General features: G+C 36.6%; 16 protein-coding genes and 2 tRNA genes (1 of these 18 only partly in view). All 18 read left to right on the top strand.

Going from position 1 to position 22,879, the window contains the following annotated elements:
- The first annotated feature begins 374 nt into the window (after positions 1–374).
- Entirely contained in the window at positions 375–1,703 is a 1,329-nt protein-coding gene (dnaA, locus tag HMPREF3177_RS03885; protein WP_070457171.1) for a chromosomal replication initiator protein DnaA, read from the top strand.
- Between the two features lie 166 nt (positions 1,704–1,869).
- The gene (gene dnaN / locus HMPREF3177_RS03880; RefSeq protein WP_070457170.1) at positions 1,870–3,003 is read left to right on the top strand and encodes a DNA polymerase III subunit beta; all 1,134 of its coding nucleotides are present in this window, start codon (positions 1,870–1,872) and stop codon (positions 3,001–3,003) included.
- A gap of 177 nt (positions 3,004–3,180) precedes the next feature.
- Positions 3,181–3,408 carry a S4 domain-containing protein YaaA gene (yaaA, locus tag HMPREF3177_RS03875; protein WP_040928956.1) on the top strand — a complete coding sequence of 76 codons (228 nt, stop codon included), beginning with the start codon at positions 3,181–3,183 and terminating at the stop codon, positions 3,406–3,408.
- Positions 3,395–4,492, top strand: a complete 1,098-nt coding sequence (gene recF / locus HMPREF3177_RS03870; protein ID WP_070457169.1) for a DNA replication/repair protein RecF — start codon at positions 3,395–3,397, stop codon at positions 4,490–4,492. Before yaaA ends, recF begins: the two co-directional genes overlap by 14 nt.
- Positions 4,493–4,506: 14 nt before the next feature.
- Entirely contained in the window at positions 4,507–6,426 is a 1,920-nt protein-coding gene (gene gyrB, locus HMPREF3177_RS03865) for a DNA topoisomerase (ATP-hydrolyzing) subunit B (protein ID WP_070457168.1), read from the top strand.
- Positions 6,427–6,439: 13 nt separating this feature from the next.
- A complete protein-coding gene (gene gyrA, locus HMPREF3177_RS03860) occupies positions 6,440–8,911 on the top strand; it encodes a DNA gyrase subunit A (protein WP_083286854.1) in 2,472 nt (823 codons plus the stop codon).
- Positions 8,912–9,004: 93 nt separating this feature from the next.
- Positions 9,005–10,492, top strand: a complete 1,488-nt coding sequence (gene hutH / locus HMPREF3177_RS03855) for a histidine ammonia-lyase (protein ID WP_070457167.1) — start codon at positions 9,005–9,007, stop codon at positions 10,490–10,492.
- An 83-nt stretch (positions 10,493–10,575) separates the two neighbouring features.
- Complete coding sequence (locus tag HMPREF3177_RS03850; RefSeq protein WP_070457224.1) at positions 10,576–11,871, top strand: YjiH family protein; 1,296 nt, start codon at positions 10,576–10,578, stop codon at positions 11,869–11,871.
- A gap of 19 nt (positions 11,872–11,890) precedes the next feature.
- Positions 11,891–13,549, top strand: a complete 1,659-nt coding sequence (hutU, locus tag HMPREF3177_RS03845; RefSeq protein WP_070457166.1) for a urocanate hydratase — start codon at positions 11,891–11,893, stop codon at positions 13,547–13,549.
- Positions 13,549–14,787: an imidazolonepropionase gene (hutI, locus tag HMPREF3177_RS03840; protein ID WP_070457165.1), complete on the top strand. Its 1,239-nt coding sequence runs from the start codon at positions 13,549–13,551 to the stop codon at positions 14,785–14,787. The genes hutU and hutI overlap by 1 nt, the downstream gene beginning before the upstream one ends.
- Positions 14,788–15,084: 297 nt before the next feature.
- Positions 15,085–16,362, top strand: coding sequence for a serine--tRNA ligase (serS, locus tag HMPREF3177_RS03835; protein ID WP_070457164.1), 1,278 nt, complete (start codon positions 15,085–15,087; stop codon positions 16,360–16,362).
- A gap of 62 nt (positions 16,363–16,424) precedes the next feature.
- Positions 16,425–17,345, top strand: a complete 921-nt coding sequence (locus HMPREF3177_RS03830) for a DUF2232 domain-containing protein (protein ID WP_070457163.1) — start codon at positions 16,425–16,427, stop codon at positions 17,343–17,345.
- A gap of 3 nt (positions 17,346–17,348) precedes the next feature.
- Positions 17,349–19,325, top strand: coding sequence for a DHH family phosphoesterase (locus HMPREF3177_RS03825; RefSeq protein WP_070457162.1), 1,977 nt, complete (start codon positions 17,349–17,351; stop codon positions 19,323–19,325).
- Positions 19,322–19,768, top strand: coding sequence for a 50S ribosomal protein L9 (gene rplI, locus HMPREF3177_RS03820; RefSeq protein ID WP_068129086.1), 447 nt, complete (start codon positions 19,322–19,324; stop codon positions 19,766–19,768). Before HMPREF3177_RS03825 ends, rplI begins: the two co-directional genes overlap by 4 nt.
- 11 nt (positions 19,769–19,779) lie before the next feature.
- A complete protein-coding gene (gene dnaB / locus HMPREF3177_RS03815; protein WP_070457161.1) occupies positions 19,780–21,186 on the top strand; it encodes a replicative DNA helicase in 1,407 nt (468 codons plus the stop codon).
- Between the two features lie 107 nt (positions 21,187–21,293).
- The gene (locus HMPREF3177_RS03810) at positions 21,294–22,580 is read left to right on the top strand and encodes an adenylosuccinate synthase (protein WP_068129090.1); all 1,287 of its coding nucleotides are present in this window, start codon (positions 21,294–21,296) and stop codon (positions 22,578–22,580) included.
- Between the two features lie 167 nt (positions 22,581–22,747).
- Positions 22,748–22,819 (top strand) — tRNA-Glu (locus HMPREF3177_RS03805).
- A gap of 27 nt (positions 22,820–22,846) precedes the next feature.
- A tRNA-OTHER gene (locus tag HMPREF3177_RS03800) sits at positions 22,847–22,879 on the top strand (it continues 54 nt past the right edge of the window).

The following is a 22,879-nucleotide window of genomic DNA, read 5'->3' as shown; positions in this document are numbered from 1 at the left end:
AGAATCCAAATACCATTTCAATTATTTTTTTGGCATTATTACGTATTCTAACAGATTAAATTAGATGTTTTCTTCATAAAAATGTGGATAACTTTTCAATGAATTTTAGTTTTCCACCACATTGTGCATAACTTATAAACAAAATAACACACATTTAATTATTTATGTGGATAACTTGTGAATTTGTGGATACTTTTGTTGGATCATTGATATATTAACGTTTATCTATTATAATTTTTATTGAATTCTATGTGAATAACTAAAAACATAAGTGTTTTATCCACATTTGTGGAAAGGTTGTGGATAACTTTTATCACCATTGTTTATATATTTATCCACAGTATGTGAATTAACTTAAAAGTGAGGTTAAATTTATGGATGGTTTAGGAGAAATTTGGAAAAAGATTTTAGATGAAATCGAACAAAATGTGTCTAGTGCAAGTTTTGGTGTTTGGTTCGCAGACTTAAAATTAGTAGAACTTTCTCAAGAAAATGCAGTGATTGAATCAAGTTCAGAATTCAATCGTAACTGGCTAGAAGAGCATTATAAAGATCTCATTGCAGAATCTATTTTTAAAGTAGTCGGTGAATCGCCTGAGATTACACTCATTGTCGCTGGTGAAGAATCAGTAAATTCATCTATAGTTAAAGATGAAAAACCAGTTGAACCTACTGAAGAACGTGTATTTAATATTAACGAAGAAAACACATTCGATACATTTGTTATTGGAAATGGAAATCGATTTGCACATGCTGCTTCACTCGCAGTCGCTGAAGCACCTGCAAAAGCATATAACCCACTATTTATATATGGTGGTGTTGGATTAGGGAAAACCCATTTAATGCACGCAATCGGTAACTATATTCAAAAAACACGTCCAGATGCTAAAGTCGCATACCTATCAAGCGAACGTTTTACGAATGATTTTATCAACTCGATTCGTGATAACAAACCTGAAGCATTTAGAAATAAATATCGAAATATTGATGTCTTATTAATCGATGACATTCAATTTTTAGCAGGAAAAGAGCAAACACAAGAAGAGTTCTTCCATACATTTAACGCACTTCATGATGAAGATAAACAAATCGTAATTACAAGTGATCGTACGCCAAAAGAAATCCCTACATTAGAAGATAGATTACGATCACGATTTGGTTGGGGGTTAATTACAGATATTACTCCACCTGACCTTGAAACGAGAATTGCAATATTAAAGAAAAAATGTGAAGAAGCAAACGTCGTCATTCCAAAAGAATCGATGCTGTACATCGCAAATCAAATTGATACGAATATTCGTGAACTAGAAGGTGCCTTAACACGAGTCGCAGCATACGCAAAACTAACAAATCAAGAAATGTCTCCAGAAGTTGTTGCGGAAGCTCTAAAAGATATTGTCAAAGAGCCAAAACAAAGAAAAATTAGTATAGAAGACATACAAGCAGTTGTCGCTGAACATTACAGCATTAAAATAGATGATTTTAGTTCTAAAAAAAGAACGCGCTCTATCGCATTTCCACGACACGTCGCAATGTATTTATCGCGTGAACTCACAGATAACTCTTTACCAAAAATTGGAGAGATTTTTGGCGGTAGAGATCATACGACGGTTATTCATGCGCACGAAAAAATTTCTAAATTACTACAAACTGACGAAGAATTCGTAGAGGAATTAAAAGAAATCGAAAATAAACTCGGTTAATATTATGTGAGTAATGTGGATAAATGGTACACTAATATCAACAGTTTATACACATGTGAATAACTTTGATATATCAACGTGTTTTCCACTTATCCACATATTCACAGTGCCTACTACGACTTTTACTATTTTTATATATAATATATAGAATAAAAGGAGTTATCATATGCAAATACAAATTCAACGTGCTTATTTCACAGAACAACTAAACGACGTATTAAAAGCAATATCAAATCGTACAACTCTTCCTATTTTGTCAGGAATTAAAATAGAAGTATCTTCTGACAAATTAGTACTAATAGGGAGTAACGGAGAGATTTCAATCGAAATCACAATTCCAACAGAAGTAGATAACGAAGAAATTTTAACAGTTACTGAACCTGGTGAAGCAGTCTTACCTGCAAGATTTTTCACAGATATCGTTAAAAAATTAGATGGAGATTACGTCCAATTAAAATCAACAGATCAATTTGGAATTCAAGTGAGTGGCGGTAAATCTAATTTCGTCATTAGTGGATCAAATCCAGATCACTACCCACTACTTCCTGAAGTGAATAACGAAGAAAGTATTAAAATCGCAGCATCTGTTTTAAAAACGATTATTAACGAGACAAACTTTGCAGTATCAAGTTCAGAAACTCGCCCAGTTTTAACAGGTGTTAACTGGCAATTCTTTGATGAGTCACTGCATTTTACAGCGACAGATTCACATAGACTTGCGCTACGTAAGTTAAATGACAAAGAAAACTCTATCGAAATTAGTAATGCGATTATTCCTGGTAAAGCATTACACGAACTAAATAAAATTATCGAAGATAGTGAAGAAGATGTGGAAATTAACTTCTCACAAAACCAAGTATTATTTAAATACGGTCATTTAAGATTTATCTCTCGTTTACTAGAAGGAAATTATCCTGACACGTCAAGATTGTTCCCAGAAAACTTCGAGACAAAGTTAGTAATCAATAATAACGAATTTTTAAAAGCGATTGACCGAGTGTCATTACTTGCACTTGAGGGTGGAAATAGCGCGATTAAAATGACAATCGACAATAGTCGTGTTCTTTTATCGTCAAATAGTCCAGAAATTGGAAACGTAGAAGAAGAAGTGGGTGCACTAAATTTAGAAGGTGAACCGCTACAAATTTCATTCAACTCAAGATATATGATGGACGCGCTACGTGCAATCCCTGAAGAAGAAGTTTCAATTGAGTTCTTTGGAACGATGAAACCATTTACGATTCAATCAAGTACATCAAACGATGTTGTTCAATTAATTTTACCAATTAGAACTTACTAAATTTATAAGCTATATGCCTCATGTTTTAAAATATGAGCATATAGCTTTTTTAATTGTTATTAAGTAGGTGGAGTACAAAATAATATAAAAGCCCTCTATGACCCTTAAAATAGCGATTAAGATGAAAATACACCGAAAATACTGTATAATATAAACAATACGAGGAGGAAAAAACAGATGGAAATCGTTCAATTAAGTGATGGAATTATTACAATCGGTCAATTTTTAAAACACCAGTCTATTATTCAGTCTGGTGGAGAAGCAAAGTGGTTTCTTGCAGAGAATGAAGTGTATTTAAACGATGAACCCGAAAATCGTCGTGGCAAAAAGCTTCATCATGGTGACGTCCTCGATCTAGGTGAGTTTGGAGTATATCGAATAGAGTATGTAGATGAAACTATCTAGTATACATTTAGAAAATTTTCGTAATTACGAGTCATTGTCACTCGACTTTCACGACAAGTTGAACGTTTTTATTGGAAAGAATGCACAAGGAAAAACCAACCTACTCGAGTCGATCTATTGTCTCGCAACGACAAAAAGTCATCGTACGACGCGCGATAAAGAAATAATTCGAATGAATCAAGATGAAGCATTAATTTCTGGATATGTACAAAATAGATTTAGTGAAATACCGATATCACTTTTACTTTCTAAAAGTGGAAAACGTGCAAAAATCAATCATATTGAGATGGCTAAATTATCTCAGTATGTCGGGGCACTGAACTGTGTATTATTTGCACCAGAAGATTTAGAAATTGTTAAAGGTGCACCAGAAGTACGTCGTAACTTTATCGATGTAGAGTGTGGTCAAATTTCTAAAATATATTTACAAAGCTTATCAGACTATAAACGTGTCTTAAAACAAAAAAACTTGTATTTAAAAGAAAGACACGTCGATAAAATGATGGTCGAAATCTTTAACGATCAACTCGTTGAAGCAGCATTAGAAATCATTAATAAGCGCGAAGCATTTGTTGAAGCCTTAAATGAGTATGCAAAACAAATACATAGCGACATTTCAAATAATCAAGAAAATTTAACAGTTGAATATCGTCCAAATATTAAATGTTTAGAACTTAAAAAAGAAGAACGATTACAGTTTTTAAAAGAAACTTATGCATCTGTAATCGATAACGAAATAGAACGTCGACAATGTTTAATCGGTCCACATCGAGATGATTTAAAGTTTTATATTAATGATATGGATGTGCAGACATACGGTTCACAAGGTCAACAACGCTCGACTGCGTTGTCTTTAAAACTTGCAGAACTCGATGTTATCGCAAATGAAATTGGAGAGTATCCAATTTTACTGTTAGATGATGTACTCAGTGAACTTGACGAGCACCGTCAAGCACACCTACTAACGTCGATACGTAACCGTGTACAGACGTTTGTAACGACGACTTCAATTAGTGATATTAACCATCAAATTATGGATGAAATGAATTTATACACGATTGAAGAAGGTACGGTTAAAAAATAGCGGAAGGTGACAAAATGGCAGAACAAAGACATGAATCTTATGATGCAACCCAAATACAAGTACTTGAAGGTTTGGAAGCAGTAAGAAAACGTCCGGGTATGTATATCGGCTCGACGTCTTCTAGAGGGTTACACCATTTAGTGTGGGAAATCGTCGATAACTCTATTGACGAGGCGCTCGCTGGCTATGCATCAGCAGTCGACATTATATTAGAGAAAGATGGCTGGGTAAAAGTTATCGATGATGGACGTGGTATTCCAGTCGATATTCAAGAATCGATGGGACGTCCTGCGGTAGAGGTTATTTTAACAGTCCTTCACGCAGGAGGTAAATTCGGTGGCGGTGGATATAAAGTATCTGGTGGTCTACACGGTGTAGGATCTTCAGTAGTAAACGCCTTATCTGAGTCATTAGAAGTATATGTTCATAGAGATAAAAAAGTGCATTTCCAAAGTTATACGCGCGGAGTGCCTGATGCTGACTTAGAAGTCATCGATAAAACAAACAAAACAGGTACTGTTATTCGTTTCAAAGCAGATGCTGAAATATTTACAGAGACACAAGAATATGAAGTTGAAATACTCGAAAAACGTGTAAAAGAACTCGCGTTTTTAAATAAAGGTTTAACAATTCGTCTAAAAGATGAACGTACATCAGACGGTGAAACATATGAGTACCACTATGAAGGCGGTTTAAAGTCATATGTTGAAGAACTAAACAAAAATAAAGAAATCTTAACTGAAGAAGTCATCTATCTAGATGGTGACAAAGAAAACGTTGAAGTTGAAATATCTATGCAGTATCATAGAGGTTTTTCATCGAACGTTTTAACATATGCAAACAATATCCACACTTATGAAGGTGGTACGCACGAAGAAGGATTTAGACGTGCGTTAACACGTGTCATAAACAACTACGGATTTAGTCAAAATATTTTAAAAGAAAACGACGAACGTTTATCAGGTGAAGATGTTAGAGAAGGTCTGACTGCAGTTGTGTCCATCAAACATACAGATCCTCAGTTTGAAGGACAGACAAAAACTAAGTTAGGTAACTCTGAAGTACGTTCGATTACAGATCAATTATTCTCTGAAGGGTTTGAACGTTATTTACTAGAAAACCCACAAGAAGCAAGAATGATTGTCGAAAAAGGAATTACCGCACAACATGCGCGTGTTGCAGCACGTAAAGCACGTGAAATGACGCGACGTAAATCTGCTTTAGAAGTATCAAGTTTACCAGGAAAACTAGCAGATTGTTCATCAAAAGATCCAAGTATTTCTGAGCTATTTATCGTTGAGGGTGACTCAGCAGGTGGTTCAGCAAAATCTGGTCGTAACTCGACAGTACAAGCTATTTTACCGTTACGAGGTAAAATTTTAAACGTTGAAAAAGCGCGACTCGACCGTATATTAGAAAATAACGAAATTCGTGCGATTATCACAGCGCTCGGTACTGGAATTGGAGAAGAATTTGATTTAGAAAAAGCACGTTATCATAAAGTCGTTATTATGACAGACGCAGACGTTGATGGTGCACATATCCGTACACTATTACTCACGTTCTTCTATCGCTTTATGCGTCCGTTAATTGAAGCAGGATATATTTACATTGCACAACCACCACTTTATAAAGTGGAGCAAGGTAAGAAAAAACATTATGTCTATGATGACGAAGCGCTTGAAGAACTACGTCGTACACTACCAGAAACACCAAAAATCTCAATTTCACGTTACAAAGGTCTCGGTGAAATGAACGCAGACCAATTATGGGAAACGACGATGGACGAAGAAAATCGTACACTCTTACAAGTTGAGTTGTCAGATGCGATTGAAGCGGACCAAGTATTTGAGATGTTAATGGGTGACATCGTAGAGTTACGCCGTGAATTCATTGAAGAAAACGCAAGATATGTAGAAAACTTAGATGTTTAAGGAGGAAATTTAATTGGCTGAACATAGTAATATTCAACCCGTAAATATTAGTAAAACGATGAAGAGTTCCTTCTTGAGCTATGCGATGAGTGTTATCGTATCACGTGCGTTACCAGATGTTCGAGACGGATTAAAGCCAGTACACCGTAGAATTTTATACGGTATGTATGATAACGGTATGACGAACGACAAACCGTTTAAAAAATCAGCACGTATCGTCGGAGACGTAATGGGTAAATATCACCCACATGGTGACTCTTCAATTTATGAAGCGATGGTGAGACTCGCACAAGACTTCTCAACGCGTTATCCACTCGTTCATGGACAAGGGAACTTTGGTTCAATGGACGGTGACGGAGCAGCTGCACAGCGTTACACAGAAGCAAAAATGTCGAAAATCGCGATGGAACTATTAAGAGATATTAACAAAAATACGATCGATTTCGCACCAAACTACGATGAAACAGAACGGGAACCAGTCGTATTACCGGCACACTTTCCGAACTTACTCGTCAATGGTGCGTCAGGAATTGCAGTCGGTATGGCGACAAATATACCACCACATAACTTAGTAGAATCTATTAATGGTGTCCTTGCTCTTTCAGAAAATCCAGACATTACGACGCTAGAGTTAATGGATATTATTAAAGGACCTGATTTCCCAACAGCAGGACTGATTATGGGACGCTCTGGTATTAAAAAAGCGTATGAAACAGGTCGTGGTTCGATTATTATGCGTGCGAAATGTACGATTGAAGAAATGAAAAACGGTAAAGAACGTATCGTTGTTTCTGAAATTCCGTACCAAGTAAACAAAGCACGTTTAGTCGAAAAAATCGCAGAACTTGTACGCGATAAAAAAATCGAAGGTATTACAGATTTACGTGATGAAACGTCACTTCAAGAAGGCGTTAAAATCATCATTGAGATTCGTCGCGATCAAAACGCGAACGTTATATTAAACAACTTATATAAACAAACACCTCTACAATTATCGTTTGGTGTCAACATGCTCGCTCTTGTAAATGGTGAACCTCAAACACTCACGTTAAAAGAGATGTTATATCACTATCTTGAGCACCAAAAAGAAGTCGTAACAAGACGCACAGAGTTCGATTTAAATCGTGCGAAAGCACGTGCACACATTTTAGAAGGACTCATGATTGCACTCGATCATATCGATGAAATCATCGCTTTAATTCGTGCGTCAGAAACAGATGAAGAAGCTAAATTAGGCTTAATGGAGCAATTTAGTTTATCTGAAAAGCAAGCACAAGCGATATTAGATATGAGATTACGTCGCCTTACAGGTTTAGAGCGCGACAAAATCCAATCAGAGTACGATGAGCTTATGAAAACTATCGAATCACTTCAAGCGATTTTAGATTCTGAAGATAAACTGTTAGAGCTTATCCGTAAAGAATTAATTGAAATTCGCGATAAATATGGTGATGAGCGCCGTACAGAAATCACTGCAGGCGCAATAGATATCGAAGATGAGGATTTAATTCCAGAAGAACAAATCGTCGTCACGTTATCTCATAAAAACTATATTAAACGTCTCCCAGCTGACACGTATCGCGCACAAAAACGCGGTGGACGTGGTATTCAAGGTATGAATACGGTGGAAGATGACTTCGTTGAAAAAATCGTAGCGATGTCGACACACGATTATTTATTATTCTTTACGAATAAAGGTCGTGTATACCGACTCAAAGGATACGAAGTTGCGGAATTATCGCGTCAATCTAAAGGTATTCCAATCGTTAATATGATTGAAGTCGATAAAGACGAAAAAATCACGACGATGTTATCGGTTAAAGATAAAGACGGAGATACGGATGGCTATCACCTACTATTCGTTACGCGTAATGGTCTTGTGAAACGTACGAAACTATCAGAATTTAACCGTATTAACCGTAACGGTAAAATCGCAATTACGTTTAGAGATAACGATGAATTACTCGCAGTTCGTCTTACAGACGGTCAATCAGAAGTAATCATTGGATCTAAACAAGGACAACTCATTCGTTTCGATGAAAACGACGTTCGTTCTATGGGACGTACGGCAGCAGGTGTACTTGGAATGCGTCTACGTGAAGGTGATGAAGTCGTTGGAATTGATATATTAAAAGAAAATCAACACGTGTTAGTCGTGACAAATAAAGGTTACGGTAAACAGACGATTGAAAGCGCGTATCGTCAAACGAAACGTGGCGGTCTCGGAGTTAAAACGATTCACTTAACTGAAAAAATAGGAGAACTCGAATCTATCGCTGCGGTTGACGGAAACGAAGATTTAATGGTCGTTACAAATCGTGGTGTCATTATTCGATTCGCGATTAATGATGTATCGATTACGGGACGTAGTACTCAAGGTGTTCGTTTAATGCGCTTAGATGACTCTAACAACGTTGCTACTGTAGCGGTTGTTAAAGATGTTGAAGCGGATATTGAAGACGAAGTAGAAAATACCGAAGAATAAATTAAAAGTTGGAGATTTCTCCAACTTTTTTTGATTTTAAAAAATGTAAACGTTATACTGTTGTTAAATTCAGATTTTTAAGGAGGAATTGAGTTGGTAGTTTTAAAATTAAATGGAAGCGATTTATCTATTGATTTAATTAAGCGCTTTTTAGAAGAAAAAGACTCCACTGTTGAAATTACAGAAGATGCTTATGCTCGTGTTAAATCATCAAGGCAGATTGTAGAAAACATTATTAACGATGGACAAACAATCTACGGAATCACAACTGGATTTGGATTATTCAGTGACGTTTTAATATCAAAAGAAAAAACAGCACAACTTCAAACGAATTTAATTCGTTCGCATGCAGTTGGGGTTGGAAATCATTTAAATGAAACGACTGCTCTACTTATGATGATTTTACGTCTAAATACAATGTTAAAAGGTCATTCGGGGGTTCGTGTCGAACTTGTCGAACAGTTAAAAACATTTATTAATAAACGTATTATTCCAGTAATTCCTGAACAAGGGTCATTAGGTGCTTCAGGAGACCTTGCCCCTCTTTCACATATGGCATTACCGCTCATAGGTGAAGGAGAAGTGTTTAAAGATGGTAATATTGTTAAAACAAGACAAGTTTTAAAAGAATTATCAATCGAACCGATTGAGCTTGCTGCAAAAGAAGGCCTCGCTTTAATCAATGGCACACAAGCAATGACAGCAATAGGAACTATTACATATATCGAATCAGAGAAGTTGATGGAGGACAGTTTATGGATTTCATCATTAACTCTTCAAAGCTTACGCGGTATTATTGACGCATTCGATGAAAAAATCCACCGAGCACGTGGCTATGATGAGCAAATTTACGTAGCAAAAAAGATGAAAGAGTACTTAGAAAACTCACAGCTTACGACACATCAAGGTGAATTACGTGTTCAAGATGCATATTCACTTCGTTGTATACCTCAAGTACATGGTGCGAGTTTTCAAACATTAAAGTATGTTAAAGAAAAATTAGAAATAGAAATGAACGCAGCAAATGATAATCCGTTAATTTTTAATGAGCGAGAAGTATACTCTGGTGGGAACTTTCATGGTCAGCCAATTGCGATTTCAATGGACTTATTAAAAATCGGTGTTGCTGAAATTGCAAATATCTCAGAAAGACGTATCGAACGTTTAGTTAATCCGGATTTAAATGATGGCTTACCTGCATTTTTAAGCCCTGAAGAAGGTCTTCAATCTGGTGCAATGATTTTACAATATATGGCAGCGAGCTTAGTTTCAGAAAACAAAACACTCGCCCACCCAGCGTCTGTCGACTCAATTCCATCAAGCGGAAACCAAGAGGATCACGTATCAATGGGAACAATTGGCGCAAGACATGCACGAGATATTGTGAAAAATGTACGATATGTACTTGCAACAGAGTTATTTATCGCGTTAAGTGCAGTAGAAATCCGCGGATCAGACAAACTATCACCAAAGACGAAAGAAAAATTCGACGAATATCATCAAATTGTGGACTTTATTAATCAAGATCGCAAATTTTCAGATGATATTAAACATCTAGCAGATGCCCTAGCTTTTGTGTAATTAAAATTTTAAAAATGAAAGCGCTTAAAAGGAGGGGTTTTATGCCGAAAAACTTTTCAGAAGTAAAAATCTCTAAAGAAACAATGGATCAACAAGAATCAAAAAAGATTTGGCGTTTTTTTATCTATAGTTTAATCGGTATATTCATTTTTTTCATACCAATTACGATTGGGGAAAAGAATTCTATTATACTCGATCACTTAGTATCTTTCATTCGTATGACATTCGCGGATATTGAAATGTACTATACATGGGTGGTAATTATAGTCGGGGCGATATTGCCTTTTATATTAAAACAGACAAAAACGATTTCAGATAAGATTTTTACTGGTATCAAACTGTTTGGACTCGTTATTGGAACTATGGTGGTATTTAATTTTGGACCGAGTGTTGTACTTCAAGATAATATCGGAAAGTTTCTATATAACTCGCTCGCAATTAACTTAAGCATTTTAATACCAATTGGTGGCGCGCTACTCGCGTTAGTAGTTGATTATGGATTACTTATTTTTATGGGTGTTTTACTTGAACCAATTATGCGACCGGTTTTTAGAACACCTGGTAGGTCAGCAATTGATGCTGTTGCTTCATTTGTTGGAAGCTATTCTATCGGACTATTAATCACAAGTCGTGTCTATAAAGAAGGACTCTACTCTAAACGTGAATCACTCATTATCGCGACAGGGTTTTCAACAGTTTCTGTAACTTTTATGATTGTTATCGCAAATACGTTAGATATGATGGACCACTGGCTACTCTACTTCTGGTGGACATTAATTATTACGTTTTTAGTGACGGCAATTTCTGTGAGGATTCCTCCAATTTCTACAGAAAAAGATGAATTTTATGGTGGTGTCAATAAAAACGTTGTTGAACGCTTTGATACAAATCGATTTCAATATGCTTGGTATAAAACTAAACAAGCCTCATTTCAATTTGAAACACTCGGAAAATCGATTTGGAAAAATTTTTTCGATGCATTACGTATGATGACATCAATTGTACCGTCGATACTAGCGATTGGTTTTATCGGACTTGTATTAGCAGAATATACACCAATTATTCACTGGTTATCATTTATTTTTTACCCAGTAGTATTTTTCTGGCCGATTGACAATATTGCTTTAATTGCAGATGCTGCGACAATCTCACTTATTGAAATGTTCTTACCAGTACTACTTGTTACTGAAGCGGCACTTCAAACGAAATTTATTGTGGCAGTTGTATCGGTATCTGCAATTATTTTCTTATCTGGTTTAGTACCAGCGATTTTAAGTACAGATTTAAAAATTTCATTTTGGAAACTTATGGTTATTTGGTTCATTCGTGTGGCACTTACATTAATCATTACAATACCAATATCCATATTACTATTTTAAATTTAAGGAGTGTTTATAGATGTCAAGAAATATTCGAGCTAAAAAAAGTTTAGAAATTGAGTGTAAAGGATGGGAACAAGAAGCAGCTTTACGTATGTTATATAACAACTTAGATCCTGAGGTTGCTGAGCATCCAGAGAATTTAGTCGTATACGGGGGTATCGGTAAAGCAGCGCGTAACTGGGAAGCATTTGATGCGATTGTCGATACGTTAAGAAATCTTGAAGACGATGAAACGATGCTCGTTCAGTCTGGTAAACCTGTTGCGGTGTTTAAGACGCATGACGAGGCACCACGCGTACTTTTATCTAACTCAGTACTCGTACCTAAGTGGGCAAATTGGGAACACTTTAATGAGCTCGATAAAAAAGGGTTAATGATGTACGGCCAGATGACGGCTGGTTCATGGATTTATATCGGGTCTCAAGGAATCGTTCAAGGGACGTACGAATCATTTGCAGAACTCGCAAACCAACACTACGGCGGTAGTTTAAAAGGAACGATTACGTTAACTGCTGGACTTGGTGGTATGGGTGGTGCGCAACCACTTGCGGTATCGTTTTGTGATGGTGTGTCGATTACTGTTGAGGTCGACAAATCTCGAATTGAAAAACGAATTGAGACTGGATACTGTGACGTTATGATTGAAGACTTAGACGAAGCATTAAAAGTCGCTGAAGAAGCGAGAGATGAAGGACGTAATTTATCGATTGGATTATTAGGAAACGCTGCAGAAATTTTACCTAAAATTCTAAATAGCGATACGAAAATCGACGTCGTTACTGACCAAACGAGTGCGCATGACCCGTTAAACGGTTATGTACCTGAAGGATACTCGTTAGAAGAAGCAAAAAAACTACGCGAAGAAAATCCTGAAAAGTATGTTGAGTTATCTACAGCCTCTATGGCAAAACACGTTGAAGCGATGCTCGGATTTAAAGAAAAAGGCGCAGTTGTTTTCGATTATGGAAACAATATTCGACAAGTTGCGTATGATTACGGTGTAAAAAATGCATTTGACTTTGGAGGATTCGTGCCACTATTCATTCGCCCATTATTCTGTGAAGGTAAAGGACCATTTAGATTTGCGGCGTTATCTGGAGACCCTAAAGATATCGAAGCGGCAGATAAAAAAATGCGTGAATTATTCCCAGATAATGAAAAGTTAATTCGTTGGTTAGATATGGCTGAAGAACGTATTCACTTCCAAGGATTACCATCACGTATCGCTTGGTTAGGATACGGTGAACGTGCGAAAATGGGGTTAGCATTAAACGAAATGGTTCGTACAGGAGAAATTAGCGCACCAATCGTTATTGGACGTGACCATCTAGACTCTGGTTCAGTTGCAAGTCCTAACCGTGAAACTGAGTCGATGAAAGACGGAAGTGACGCAGTTGGTGACTGGGCAGTATTAAACGCGTTAGTGAACACGGCAGCAGGAGGATCATGGATTTCATTCCACCACGGTGGTGGTGTTGGTATGGGATACTCATTACATGCAGGAATGGTCGTCGTTGCAGATGGAACAGACAGAGCAGCGAGACGATTAGAAAGAGTATTAACTACAGATCCGGGTATGGGAGTAGTAAGACATGTTGACGCTGGATATGATATAGCAATCGAAACAGCGAAAAAATACAACATGAATATACCAATGTTAAAGGAGAATAAATAATGTCGACAACAATTATTAAAAATATTGGTGAGTTAGTATTACCAAAGAAATCAACACGTGCATTAAAAGGAAAAGAGATGGACGAGTTATTAATCGTGAAAGACGGTATGGTCGTCATTGAAGACGGTAAAGTCATCTATAGTGGTGAAAAGACAGATGATTATACAGCAGATCAAGAAATTGATGCTGAAGGAAAGCTTGTCACACCTGCTCTAGTCGACCCTCATACACACGTCGTTCATGGTGGATCACGTGAGCACGAGTTAGCGTTAAAAATTCAGGGTGTCGATTATTTAGAGATTTTAGAACAAGGTGGCGGTATTTTAAATACTGTTGAAGCGACTAAAAAAGCATCGTTTGATGAGTTGTTAGAAAAAGCATCGAAAAACATTATCCGTATGATTCAGCACGGTGTATTAACAGTAGAATCAAAAAGTGGATATGGTCTCGATTTAGAAAATGAATTAAAACAATTAAAAGTATCACACGCACTTGAAGAAAAGTTTCCAATCACAATGAAACATACGTATTTAGGTCCACACGCAGTACCTAAAGGCCGAGAAAACGAAGAATTTTTACAAGAGATGACAGATTTACTTCAAAACGATGAAATTAAAAAGCTATCTGATTTTGCAGATATATTTACTGAAACAGGAGTTTTCAGCGTTGAGGAGTCAAGACGTTATATGGAAGCAGCTAAAGAAGCGGGATACGATTTAAAAATTCATGCAGATGAAATCGATCCACTCGGTGGTTTAGGTCTCGCTATCGAACAAGGTGCAGTCAGTGCAGATCATTTAGTCGCCGCTTCAGATAAAGACAAAAAAGCATTGAAAGATAGCGACACAATCGCTGTACTTCTACCAGGTACAACGTTCTATTTAGGAAAAGACGATTATGCTGATGCACGTGGAATGATTGATAACGGTGGAGCTGTAGCTCTCGCGACGGACTTTAACCCTGGAAGCTGTGTGACAGATAACTTACAAATGATTATGACAATCGGTGCAATCAAACTTAGAATGACACCAAAAGAAGTATGGAACGCAGTAACGGTAAACGCAGCACACGCAATTAAAACAGATCGTGGTACGTTAGATGCTGGAGATGATGCGAACCTCGTCATTTGGAACGCACCAAACCACGAATACGTACCGTATCATTATGGTGTAAACCATGCATCAAAAGTAATTGCTAATGGTCAAGTCGTTTTTGAGCAACCTGGACTTAACCTATAGTCATTATTGAAAATAACGAAGAAAATTATTATAATAAAAGTAATCAAATAACATTTACTTGTGAGATGCAGTAACATTCGCCCTACTTTTAGAGAGACTATGGTTGGTGAGAATAGTTAGTAAGCGATGTGAATTTCTATCTCTATTACAGCAAGTAAACGAAGTTCACTTCGTTTTAAAATGAGATGCATACGTTAAACGTATGTAATTAGGGTGGCAACGCGTATATAACCACGTCCCTTTTGTATATTGGGGCGTGGTTTTTTGTATCTACAAGTAAATTTAGGAGGAAAATAAATGTTAGATATTAAGTTTATTCGTAACAACACAGACATTGTAAAAGACAAAACAAAAAAACGTGAAATGGATCCAGTCGTTATCGATGAGATTATTGAGTACGATGAAAAACGCCGTACGTTATTAAAAGAAACGGAAGAGTTAAAAGCAGAACGTAATACCGTATCTCAAAACATCGCAGAAAAAAAGCGTAACAAAGAAGATGCAGATGCGGATATTCAAGCAATGCAAGAAGTCGGTAAACGTATTTCTGAAATCGATAATGAGTTAAAAGAAGTCGAATACGAATTACACTATCGTTTAGACCGTGTTCCAAATTTAATTGACGATGAAGTACCTGTTGGTAAAGATGACTCAGAAAACGTTGAAGTACGTCGTACAGGTGAACAGAAAACATTTGACTTTGAACCAAAAGCGCATTGGGAACTTCTTGAAGAGCTTAAAATGGCTGATTTTGAACGTGCATCAAAAGTATCAGGCTCACGTTTTATATATTTAACAGGTGAAGGTGCACGTTTAGAGCGTGCATTAATTAACTTTATGTTAGATGTCCATAGAGAAAATGGTTATAAAGAAATGATGACACCACAAATCGTTCGTGGAGACGCAATGTACGGAACAGGACAGTTGCCAAAATTCGAAGAGGATTTATTTAAAATTCAAGACGAATCAATGTACACTATTCCAACTTCAGAAGTAACATTAACAAACTATTTTGCGAATGAAATCTTACAAAGTGAAGATGTGCCGACAAAGTTTGCAGCAGCTACAGCATGTTTCCGTAGTGAAGCGGGTTCAGCTGGTCGTGATACGAGAGGACTTATCCGACTTCACCAATTTAATAAAGTTGAAATGATGCGCTTTGAAAAGCCAGAAGATTCATTTGAAGTGTTAGAAGAAATGACACGTCATGCTGAAAATATTTTAAACTTATTAGAAATCCCACACCGCACAGTTATTTTATGTACGGGTGATATCGGATTTGGTTCAGCAAAAACGTATGACGTTGAAGTTTGGTTACCACAATACGGTGACTACAGAGAAATTAGCTCAATTTCAAATATGACAGATTTCCAAGCACGCCGTGCAAACATCCGCTTCAAACGTGACAAAGATTCAAAACCTGAATATGTACACACGTTAAACGGTAGTGGTTTAGCTGTTGGACGTACGATGGCAGCAATTATTGAAAATTATCAAAATGAAGATGGGACAGTAACTATCCCAGAAGTACTAAGACCGTACATGGGTGGTCAATCTATCATCGAAAAGGTATAATAATATTATTGAATGCTCCTATTTCATAGGAGCATATTTTTATAAGCTTAGGGTGTGTAATTTTGAAACAAGATATACCTTATTTAAAAGTCGTATCAGCAATCGCTGTGAGTTTAATATTATTTATACTTACTGACTTTACATTTATACTCGGATTTTTAATCGTTCCGTTTGTTATCTATTTATTATTAGATATTAAGTTCAAATCTGATCGTACATTCTTTATAACGGTTTTCATCATATGGATTCCAACACTATACGGATTTTCAATACTATCATTTGTGATGTTTATCGTTATCGTGTGTTCAGTCTTATTACTTGAAGGTACGTTGAAGCAACGTTTCACACAAGAAGTTACACTTACATATTTAACGTTTTTAATGGGTATACTATCGTTATCTAGTGTGCTTATTCTTCAAGCATTTAAGGTAATACCATCTTTTGGAAATATAGAGTCACGAATGATTGCGTGGTACACAGAACAATTAAATGACGTATCGAGCATTACTGGTCAAACATTTGATACAGAAATGATTATTCAATCTGTAAAAGGATTTTTCACATTAATTCCATCGCAATTTTTTGTAGTGAGTTTTGTGATTGCACTCTATACGGTACTAATGATTCGAGTATTAGTCACAGACAAATCTCAACTTTGGACATATGTACCATTTAGTAAATGGGTTTTCCCGAGAAATATCGCTTATATTTATTTTGGATTTATGATCTTAACGCTATTTCAAAATACGTTAGGTGATGCAGTTTATGCGATTGTCATGAACTCAATGGTAATTTTAGAGTGGATTATATACATACATGGTTTAGCATTTGTTTTATACTTTTTAAAACATAAAGAACTTAACATTGTATGGATCGTACTCATTATGATTGTTTCAGTCATTCTTAAACCAATTACATTATTTGTTGGATTTATAGATATGTTATTTAGATTTAGACGACGTATTGAGACAGGGGGGAAATAGCACATGTTTAAAGTACTCGATAAAAAACTAATACTCATTCCGTTTAGTATTATTCTTTTACACATCGTGATATTGAGTACATTTATATTTATCAACCACTTTAGTTTTGGAGTACTGAGTTTCTTAGTAAGTGGGATTTTATTAGCGCTCGTATATATATACGCTAATCGTTGGCTAACATTATCAGAAAAAAATTTAAGAGTGTTAGCAGATGATATCGCAAAAGGAAAAGAGTACACGGCAGACCATATGCCAGTCGGTATGATTATGATCAATGATGACGACGAAATTATATGGATGAACGCCTACATGGAAGAAGAGATGCCAGAAGAACTGTACAACGAACCGATTAACACCGTATTTCCGAATTTGTTAACGATGATTAAAACAAACAATCTAACTCAGACGGAGACAGTCTATGAAGATAAGTCATACAAAGTTTTTTATGAAGAAGAGTTATCGATGCTTCATTTTATTGATATTACAAATGAAAAGAAATTAAGAAAAAAACTCGATGATAGAAAACCTGTAATTGGTATTTTATTTCTAGATAACTATGATGATGTCACTCAAAACATGACGGAAAACTTAAAAAGTGAGTTAAATAACCTCATTATGTCAACGATTAACGAATGGGCTGAAGAACACCATGTGTACATTCGTAGATTTTCAAATGACCGTTTTATGATTGTTATGGAAAATATCAGTCTTGAAGCGGTCGAGGACACACGTTTTCAACTACTCGATAAAGTGCGTGAATCTACTCAAGAAATGGGCGCACAGGTTACGTTATCTATCGGTCTTGGTGAAGGATCGACAGATTACATTGAAATCGGACAACTCGCACAATCTGCGTTAGACTTAGCGCTCGGACGCGGTGGTGACCAAGTAGCAATTAAAGCAGTGAACGGTTCAGCACGTTTTTATGGTGGTAAAACAGATCCGATGGAAAAACGTACACGCGTAAAAGCTCGTGTTATGGCGCATGCCCTACGTGACTTGTTACTTGAAGGTGAAAATGTCTTAATTATGGGGCATAAAAATCCTGACGTCGACTCAATCGGTGCGAGTATTGGTGTTGCGAAAATTGCAAAATCAAACGGAATCGATGCACATATTGTATTAAATGAGTCAGACTTAGACGATACGTTAACACGTATGATGAACGAAGTACGTGACCACGAACATATATATGAAACATTTATTTCATCAGAAGATGCATTTGACTTAATGACGCCAGGCACGACAGTCGTCGTCGTTGATACGCATCGACCATCGATGGTGCTCGATACCGATATTTTAAATAAAGCAACGCGTAAAGTTGTTATCGACCACCATAGACGTGCGGATGAAATGATTTCTAACCCACTACTTGTGTACATGGAACCATATGCATCTAGTGCATGTGAACTTGTCGCAGAGCTACTTGAGTATCAGTATCAAGAACATAAAATGTCACGTTTAGAAGCGACGATTATGTTGACGGGTATTATCGTCGATACGAGAAACTATACGTTACGTACAGGTAGTCGTACGTTTGATGCAGCGAGTTACTTACGTTCAAACGGTGCTGACCCAGTACTCGCTCAGACGTTCTTAAAAGATGATATCGATACGTTTATCGCACGTAGTGATCTCATAAAATCTGCTGAGATAGACTCTGATGGTATTGCGATCGTTAAAGCAGACCAAACGATGACATATCATCCAGTCACTGTCGCACAAGCAGCTGACTCTCTACTTCAAATTGAAGGTGTACGTGCATCGTTTGTTATTGCGACACGGGAAGATGATTCAATTGGAATTTCTGCACGATCTTTAGGAGATATTAATGTACAAATTATTATGGAAGAGCTCGGCGGCGGTGGGCATTTAACAAACGCTGCAACGAGACGTACAGATGTGACGATGGACGAGTTATATGACGAGTTAAAACATGTCATAGACCAAATGAAAGATATTAGGAGTGAAGAAGAATGAAAGTCATTCTATTAAAAGATGTTAAGAATATCGGTAAAGCAGGAGAAGTAAAAGAAGTTGCTGCAGGTTATGCACAAAACTTTTTATTTAAAAAAGGACTTGCAGAAGAAGCTACTCCAGCTAACTTAAAAAAATTAGAAGCTCAACAAGAACAAAAACGTGAAGCAGCACGTGAAGAGCTTGAGGACGCAAAAGCGTTAAAGGAAAAATTAGAACAGTTAGAAGTTACGATTAAAATGAAATCTGGTGAAGATGGTCGTCTATTCGGTTCAGTGAGTTCTAAACAAGTTATTGAAGCGTATAAAAAAGAACATGACATTAAACTCGACCGTAGAAAATTAGATATGCCTGAACCACTAAAAGCACTTGGATATCATAAAGTAGATGTGAAGTTACATCAAGAAGTTACTGCAGTACTTAAAATTCACGTCGTAGAACAGTAAGAGGTGTCGTCATGGAAAATAACAATCATTTTCCGCGTCAAATGCCACATAGTACCGATGCAGAACAAGCACTACTCGGTGCGGTTTTAATAGATCCAGAGATTATGATAGACGTCGAGACGACGTTAGAAATCGATGATTTTTATGAACGCGCACACCAACTCATTTATAGTAGTATGCTCGAGGTAAATCAAGCGAATAAAAAGATTAGCCCACTACTACTCATGGAACACTTTAAAGTAAAAAATATAGTCAATGATGTCGGTGGATTATCGTATTTAACAAATTTATTTGAAATGTCACCGACGTCATCCAATTGGGAAGAATATGCAGATATTATACGTAAAAATTCGTTGAGACGTGTTCTAATTCGAAAAGCAGAGCGTCTATCATTAGATAGTTTCAACCCTGAGACTAATGTCGAGGAATTAATTGCTGAAGCAGAAAAATCGATGATGGATATCGAAAAAGACCGTAGACGTGACGGATTTAAAACGATGAGAGATGTCGTTTACGATATTTTCACAGAAATCGATGAATACTCTAAACTCGATAACAAAGGTATTACAGGGATACCAACAGGTTATCGACAACTCGATAAAATGACGAGTGGTCTACAACCGAATGATCTAATCATTCTCGCAGCGCGTCCGTCGATGGGTAAAACAGCTTTTGCATTAAACATTGCAGAAAACGTAGGAATGTCTAGCACTAATAAAAATACAGTCGCAATATTCTCACTCGAAATGGGTGCAGAACAACTCGCGACACGTATGATTTCAAGTGTTGGACATATCGATTCATCGAGTTTAAGAAATAGACAGCTCAACCAAGAAGAATGGGACAACTTAGCACACGTTACTGGTAAATTATCAGATACAAATATTTTCATAGATGATACACCAGGTATACGTGTAAATGAGATTCGTTCAAAGTGTATTAAGCTAAAAGCACAACACGGTCTCGATTTAATTATTATCGACTACTTACAACTAATTCAAGGATCTAGTCGAAGAAATAGTGAAAATAGACAACAAGAAGTATCTGAAATTTCACGTATGTTAAAAGCTCTGGCACGTGAAATGGAATGTCCAGTCATTGCATTGTCTCAGCTCTCACGTAGTGTTGAATCTAGGCAAGATAAACGTCCGATGATGAGTGACTTACGTGAATCTGGATCGATTGAGCAAGATGCGGACATCGTTGCATTTTTATATCGTGATGATTATTACAATCGCGGTGAAGGTGAAGACGATGAAGGCGCACAAAGTACTCAAGATGAAATAGAAATCATCATTGCAAAACATCGTAACGGACCGACTGGAACAGTTAAATTAATGTTTAATAAACAACATAGTAACTTTATAGATCTTGCGATTCAAGAATTTGAAGATGGATACATCCCACCGGGGAGCTAACATTAAAGCACTTCTAAACGTTTAGAAGTGCTTATTTTAATTGATTTTAGCTGTATTTAGTGATAAAGTATAATACGGTTAAATTAGACTTAATGGAGGCTTTTTTTATGTCTGGAACAGTAGTAGTCGGAACACAATGGGGAGACGAAGGTAAAGGTAAAATTACAGACTTTTTAGCTGAAGAAGCAAAAGTCATCGCTCGTTTCTCTGGAGGAAATAACGCGGGTCACACGATTCAATTTGGTGGAGAAACATACAAATTACATTTAGTACCGTCTGGAATTTTTGCAGATGATAAAATCGCATTAATCGGTAACGGTGTTGTAATTGATCCACTATCACTTATTAAAGAGCTCGACGGTTTAGAAGCACGTGGTATTAACGTTGATAACTTAAGAATTTCAAACCGTGCAAATGTCGTCCTACCCTACCATATCGCTCAAGATGAATTAGAAGAAGAAGCACGTGGTGACAATAAGATTGGTACGACAAAAAGAGGAATCGGACCATGTTACGTAGACAAAGTTCAACGTATTGGAATTCGTATGGCTGATTTAGTGAACGATGAAGTGTTTAAAAAACGCCTCAAAGAAAATATTGAATATAAAAACCATTATTTAAAATCACTCTTCAATCACGAAGGATTTGAATTTGAAGAAATTTATGACACATATAAAAAAGCAGCTGATCGCTTACGTCCATATGTATGTGACACAGCAAAAATTTTAGACGATTCATTTAAAGCAAATGAACGTGTATTATTTGAAGGTGCTCAAGGTGTTATGTTAGACATCGACCACGGTACATATCCATTCGTTACGTCATCAAACCCTATCGCAGGTAACGTTACGGTTGGTTGTGGAGTTGGACCGACGTTCATTAAACATATTATCGGCGTATGTAAAGCATATACGTCACGTGTTGGAGATGGTCCATTCCCTACTGAGCTATTCGACGAAGATGGTCATCATATTCGTGAAATTGGTCGTGAATACGGTACGACAACAGGACGCCCAAGACGTGTTGGTTGGTTTGACTCAGTCGTTGTACGCCACTCACGCCGTGTAAGTGGGATTACAGATCTCTCACTAAACTCAATTGACGTATTAAGTGGATTAGATACTGTTAAAATTTGTGTCGCTTATGAAATCGATGGAAAAGAAATTACAGAGTATCCTGCAACACTTGAAGAATTACAAAAAGCAAAACCAATCTATAAAGAATATCCAGGTTGGAAAGAAGATATTACAGGAGTACGTCGTTTAGAAGATCTACCTGAGAACGCACTAAACTACTTAAAAGAAATCGAACGTCTATGTGGTGTTCAAATTTCAATATTCTCAGTAGGACCAGACAGAGAACAAACAAACCTACTCTCAGATTTATGGGAGTAATATTTAAAGGCTATCTCAAAACGAGATAGCCCTTTTCTTATTCATACCAAATTTTTCAATAAAAAATCTAATCAAAAGATTAATTAGAAAAAAACTTTTAAAAATATTCAAAAAAACCTTGCTTTAAATTACCACCATGCTATAATAAGTCTTGTGTTCAGATAACTGGCCCCTTGGTCAAGCGGTTAAGACACCGCCCTTTCACGGCGGTAACACGGGTTCGAGTCCCGTAGGGGTCATTTTTATTTTGTTAATTTATCTGAATTGGTCCCGTGGTGTAGCGGTTAACATGCCTGCCT

Source organism: Nosocomiicoccus sp. HMSC09A07 (assembly GCF_001808485.1).
Classification (GTDB): Bacteria; Bacillota; Bacilli; order Staphylococcales; family Salinicoccaceae; genus Nosocomiicoccus; species Nosocomiicoccus ampullae_A.
Note: the sequence above shows the minus strand (reverse complement) of the source record. Positions and strands in the feature narration are given on the sequence as shown.

Excerpts from the sequence above, each read along its gene's own strand:
- dnaA (WP_070457171.1), top strand. The coding sequence starts at position 375 with ATGGATGGTTTAGGAGAAATTTGGAAAAAGATTTTAGATGAAATCGAA.
- dnaN (WP_070457170.1), top strand. The coding sequence starts at position 1,870 with ATGCAAATACAAATTCAACGTGCTTATTTCACAGAACAACTAAACGAC.
- yaaA (WP_040928956.1), top strand. The coding sequence starts at position 3,181 with ATGGAAATCGTTCAATTAAGTGATGGAATTATTACAATCGGTCAATTT.
- recF (WP_070457169.1), top strand. The coding sequence starts at position 3,395 with ATGAAACTATCTAGTATACATTTAGAAAATTTTCGTAATTACGAGTCA.
- gyrB (WP_070457168.1), top strand. The coding sequence starts at position 4,507 with ATGGCAGAACAAAGACATGAATCTTATGATGCAACCCAAATACAAGTA.
- HMPREF3177_RS03850 (WP_070457224.1), top strand. The coding sequence starts at position 10,576 with ATGGATCAACAAGAATCAAAAAAGATTTGGCGTTTTTTTATCTATAGT.
- hutU (WP_070457166.1), top strand. The coding sequence starts at position 11,891 with ATGTCAAGAAATATTCGAGCTAAAAAAAGTTTAGAAATTGAGTGTAAA.
- hutI (WP_070457165.1), top strand. The coding sequence starts at position 13,549 with ATGTCGACAACAATTATTAAAAATATTGGTGAGTTAGTATTACCAAAG.
- serS (WP_070457164.1), top strand. The coding sequence starts at position 15,085 with ATGTTAGATATTAAGTTTATTCGTAACAACACAGACATTGTAAAAGAC.
- HMPREF3177_RS03825 (WP_070457162.1), top strand. The coding sequence starts at position 17,349 with ATGTTTAAAGTACTCGATAAAAAACTAATACTCATTCCGTTTAGTATT.
- rplI (WP_068129086.1), top strand. The coding sequence starts at position 19,322 with ATGAAAGTCATTCTATTAAAAGATGTTAAGAATATCGGTAAAGCAGGA.
- dnaB (WP_070457161.1), top strand. The coding sequence starts at position 19,780 with ATGGAAAATAACAATCATTTTCCGCGTCAAATGCCACATAGTACCGAT.
- HMPREF3177_RS03810 (WP_068129090.1), top strand. The coding sequence starts at position 21,294 with ATGTCTGGAACAGTAGTAGTCGGAACACAATGGGGAGACGAAGGTAAA.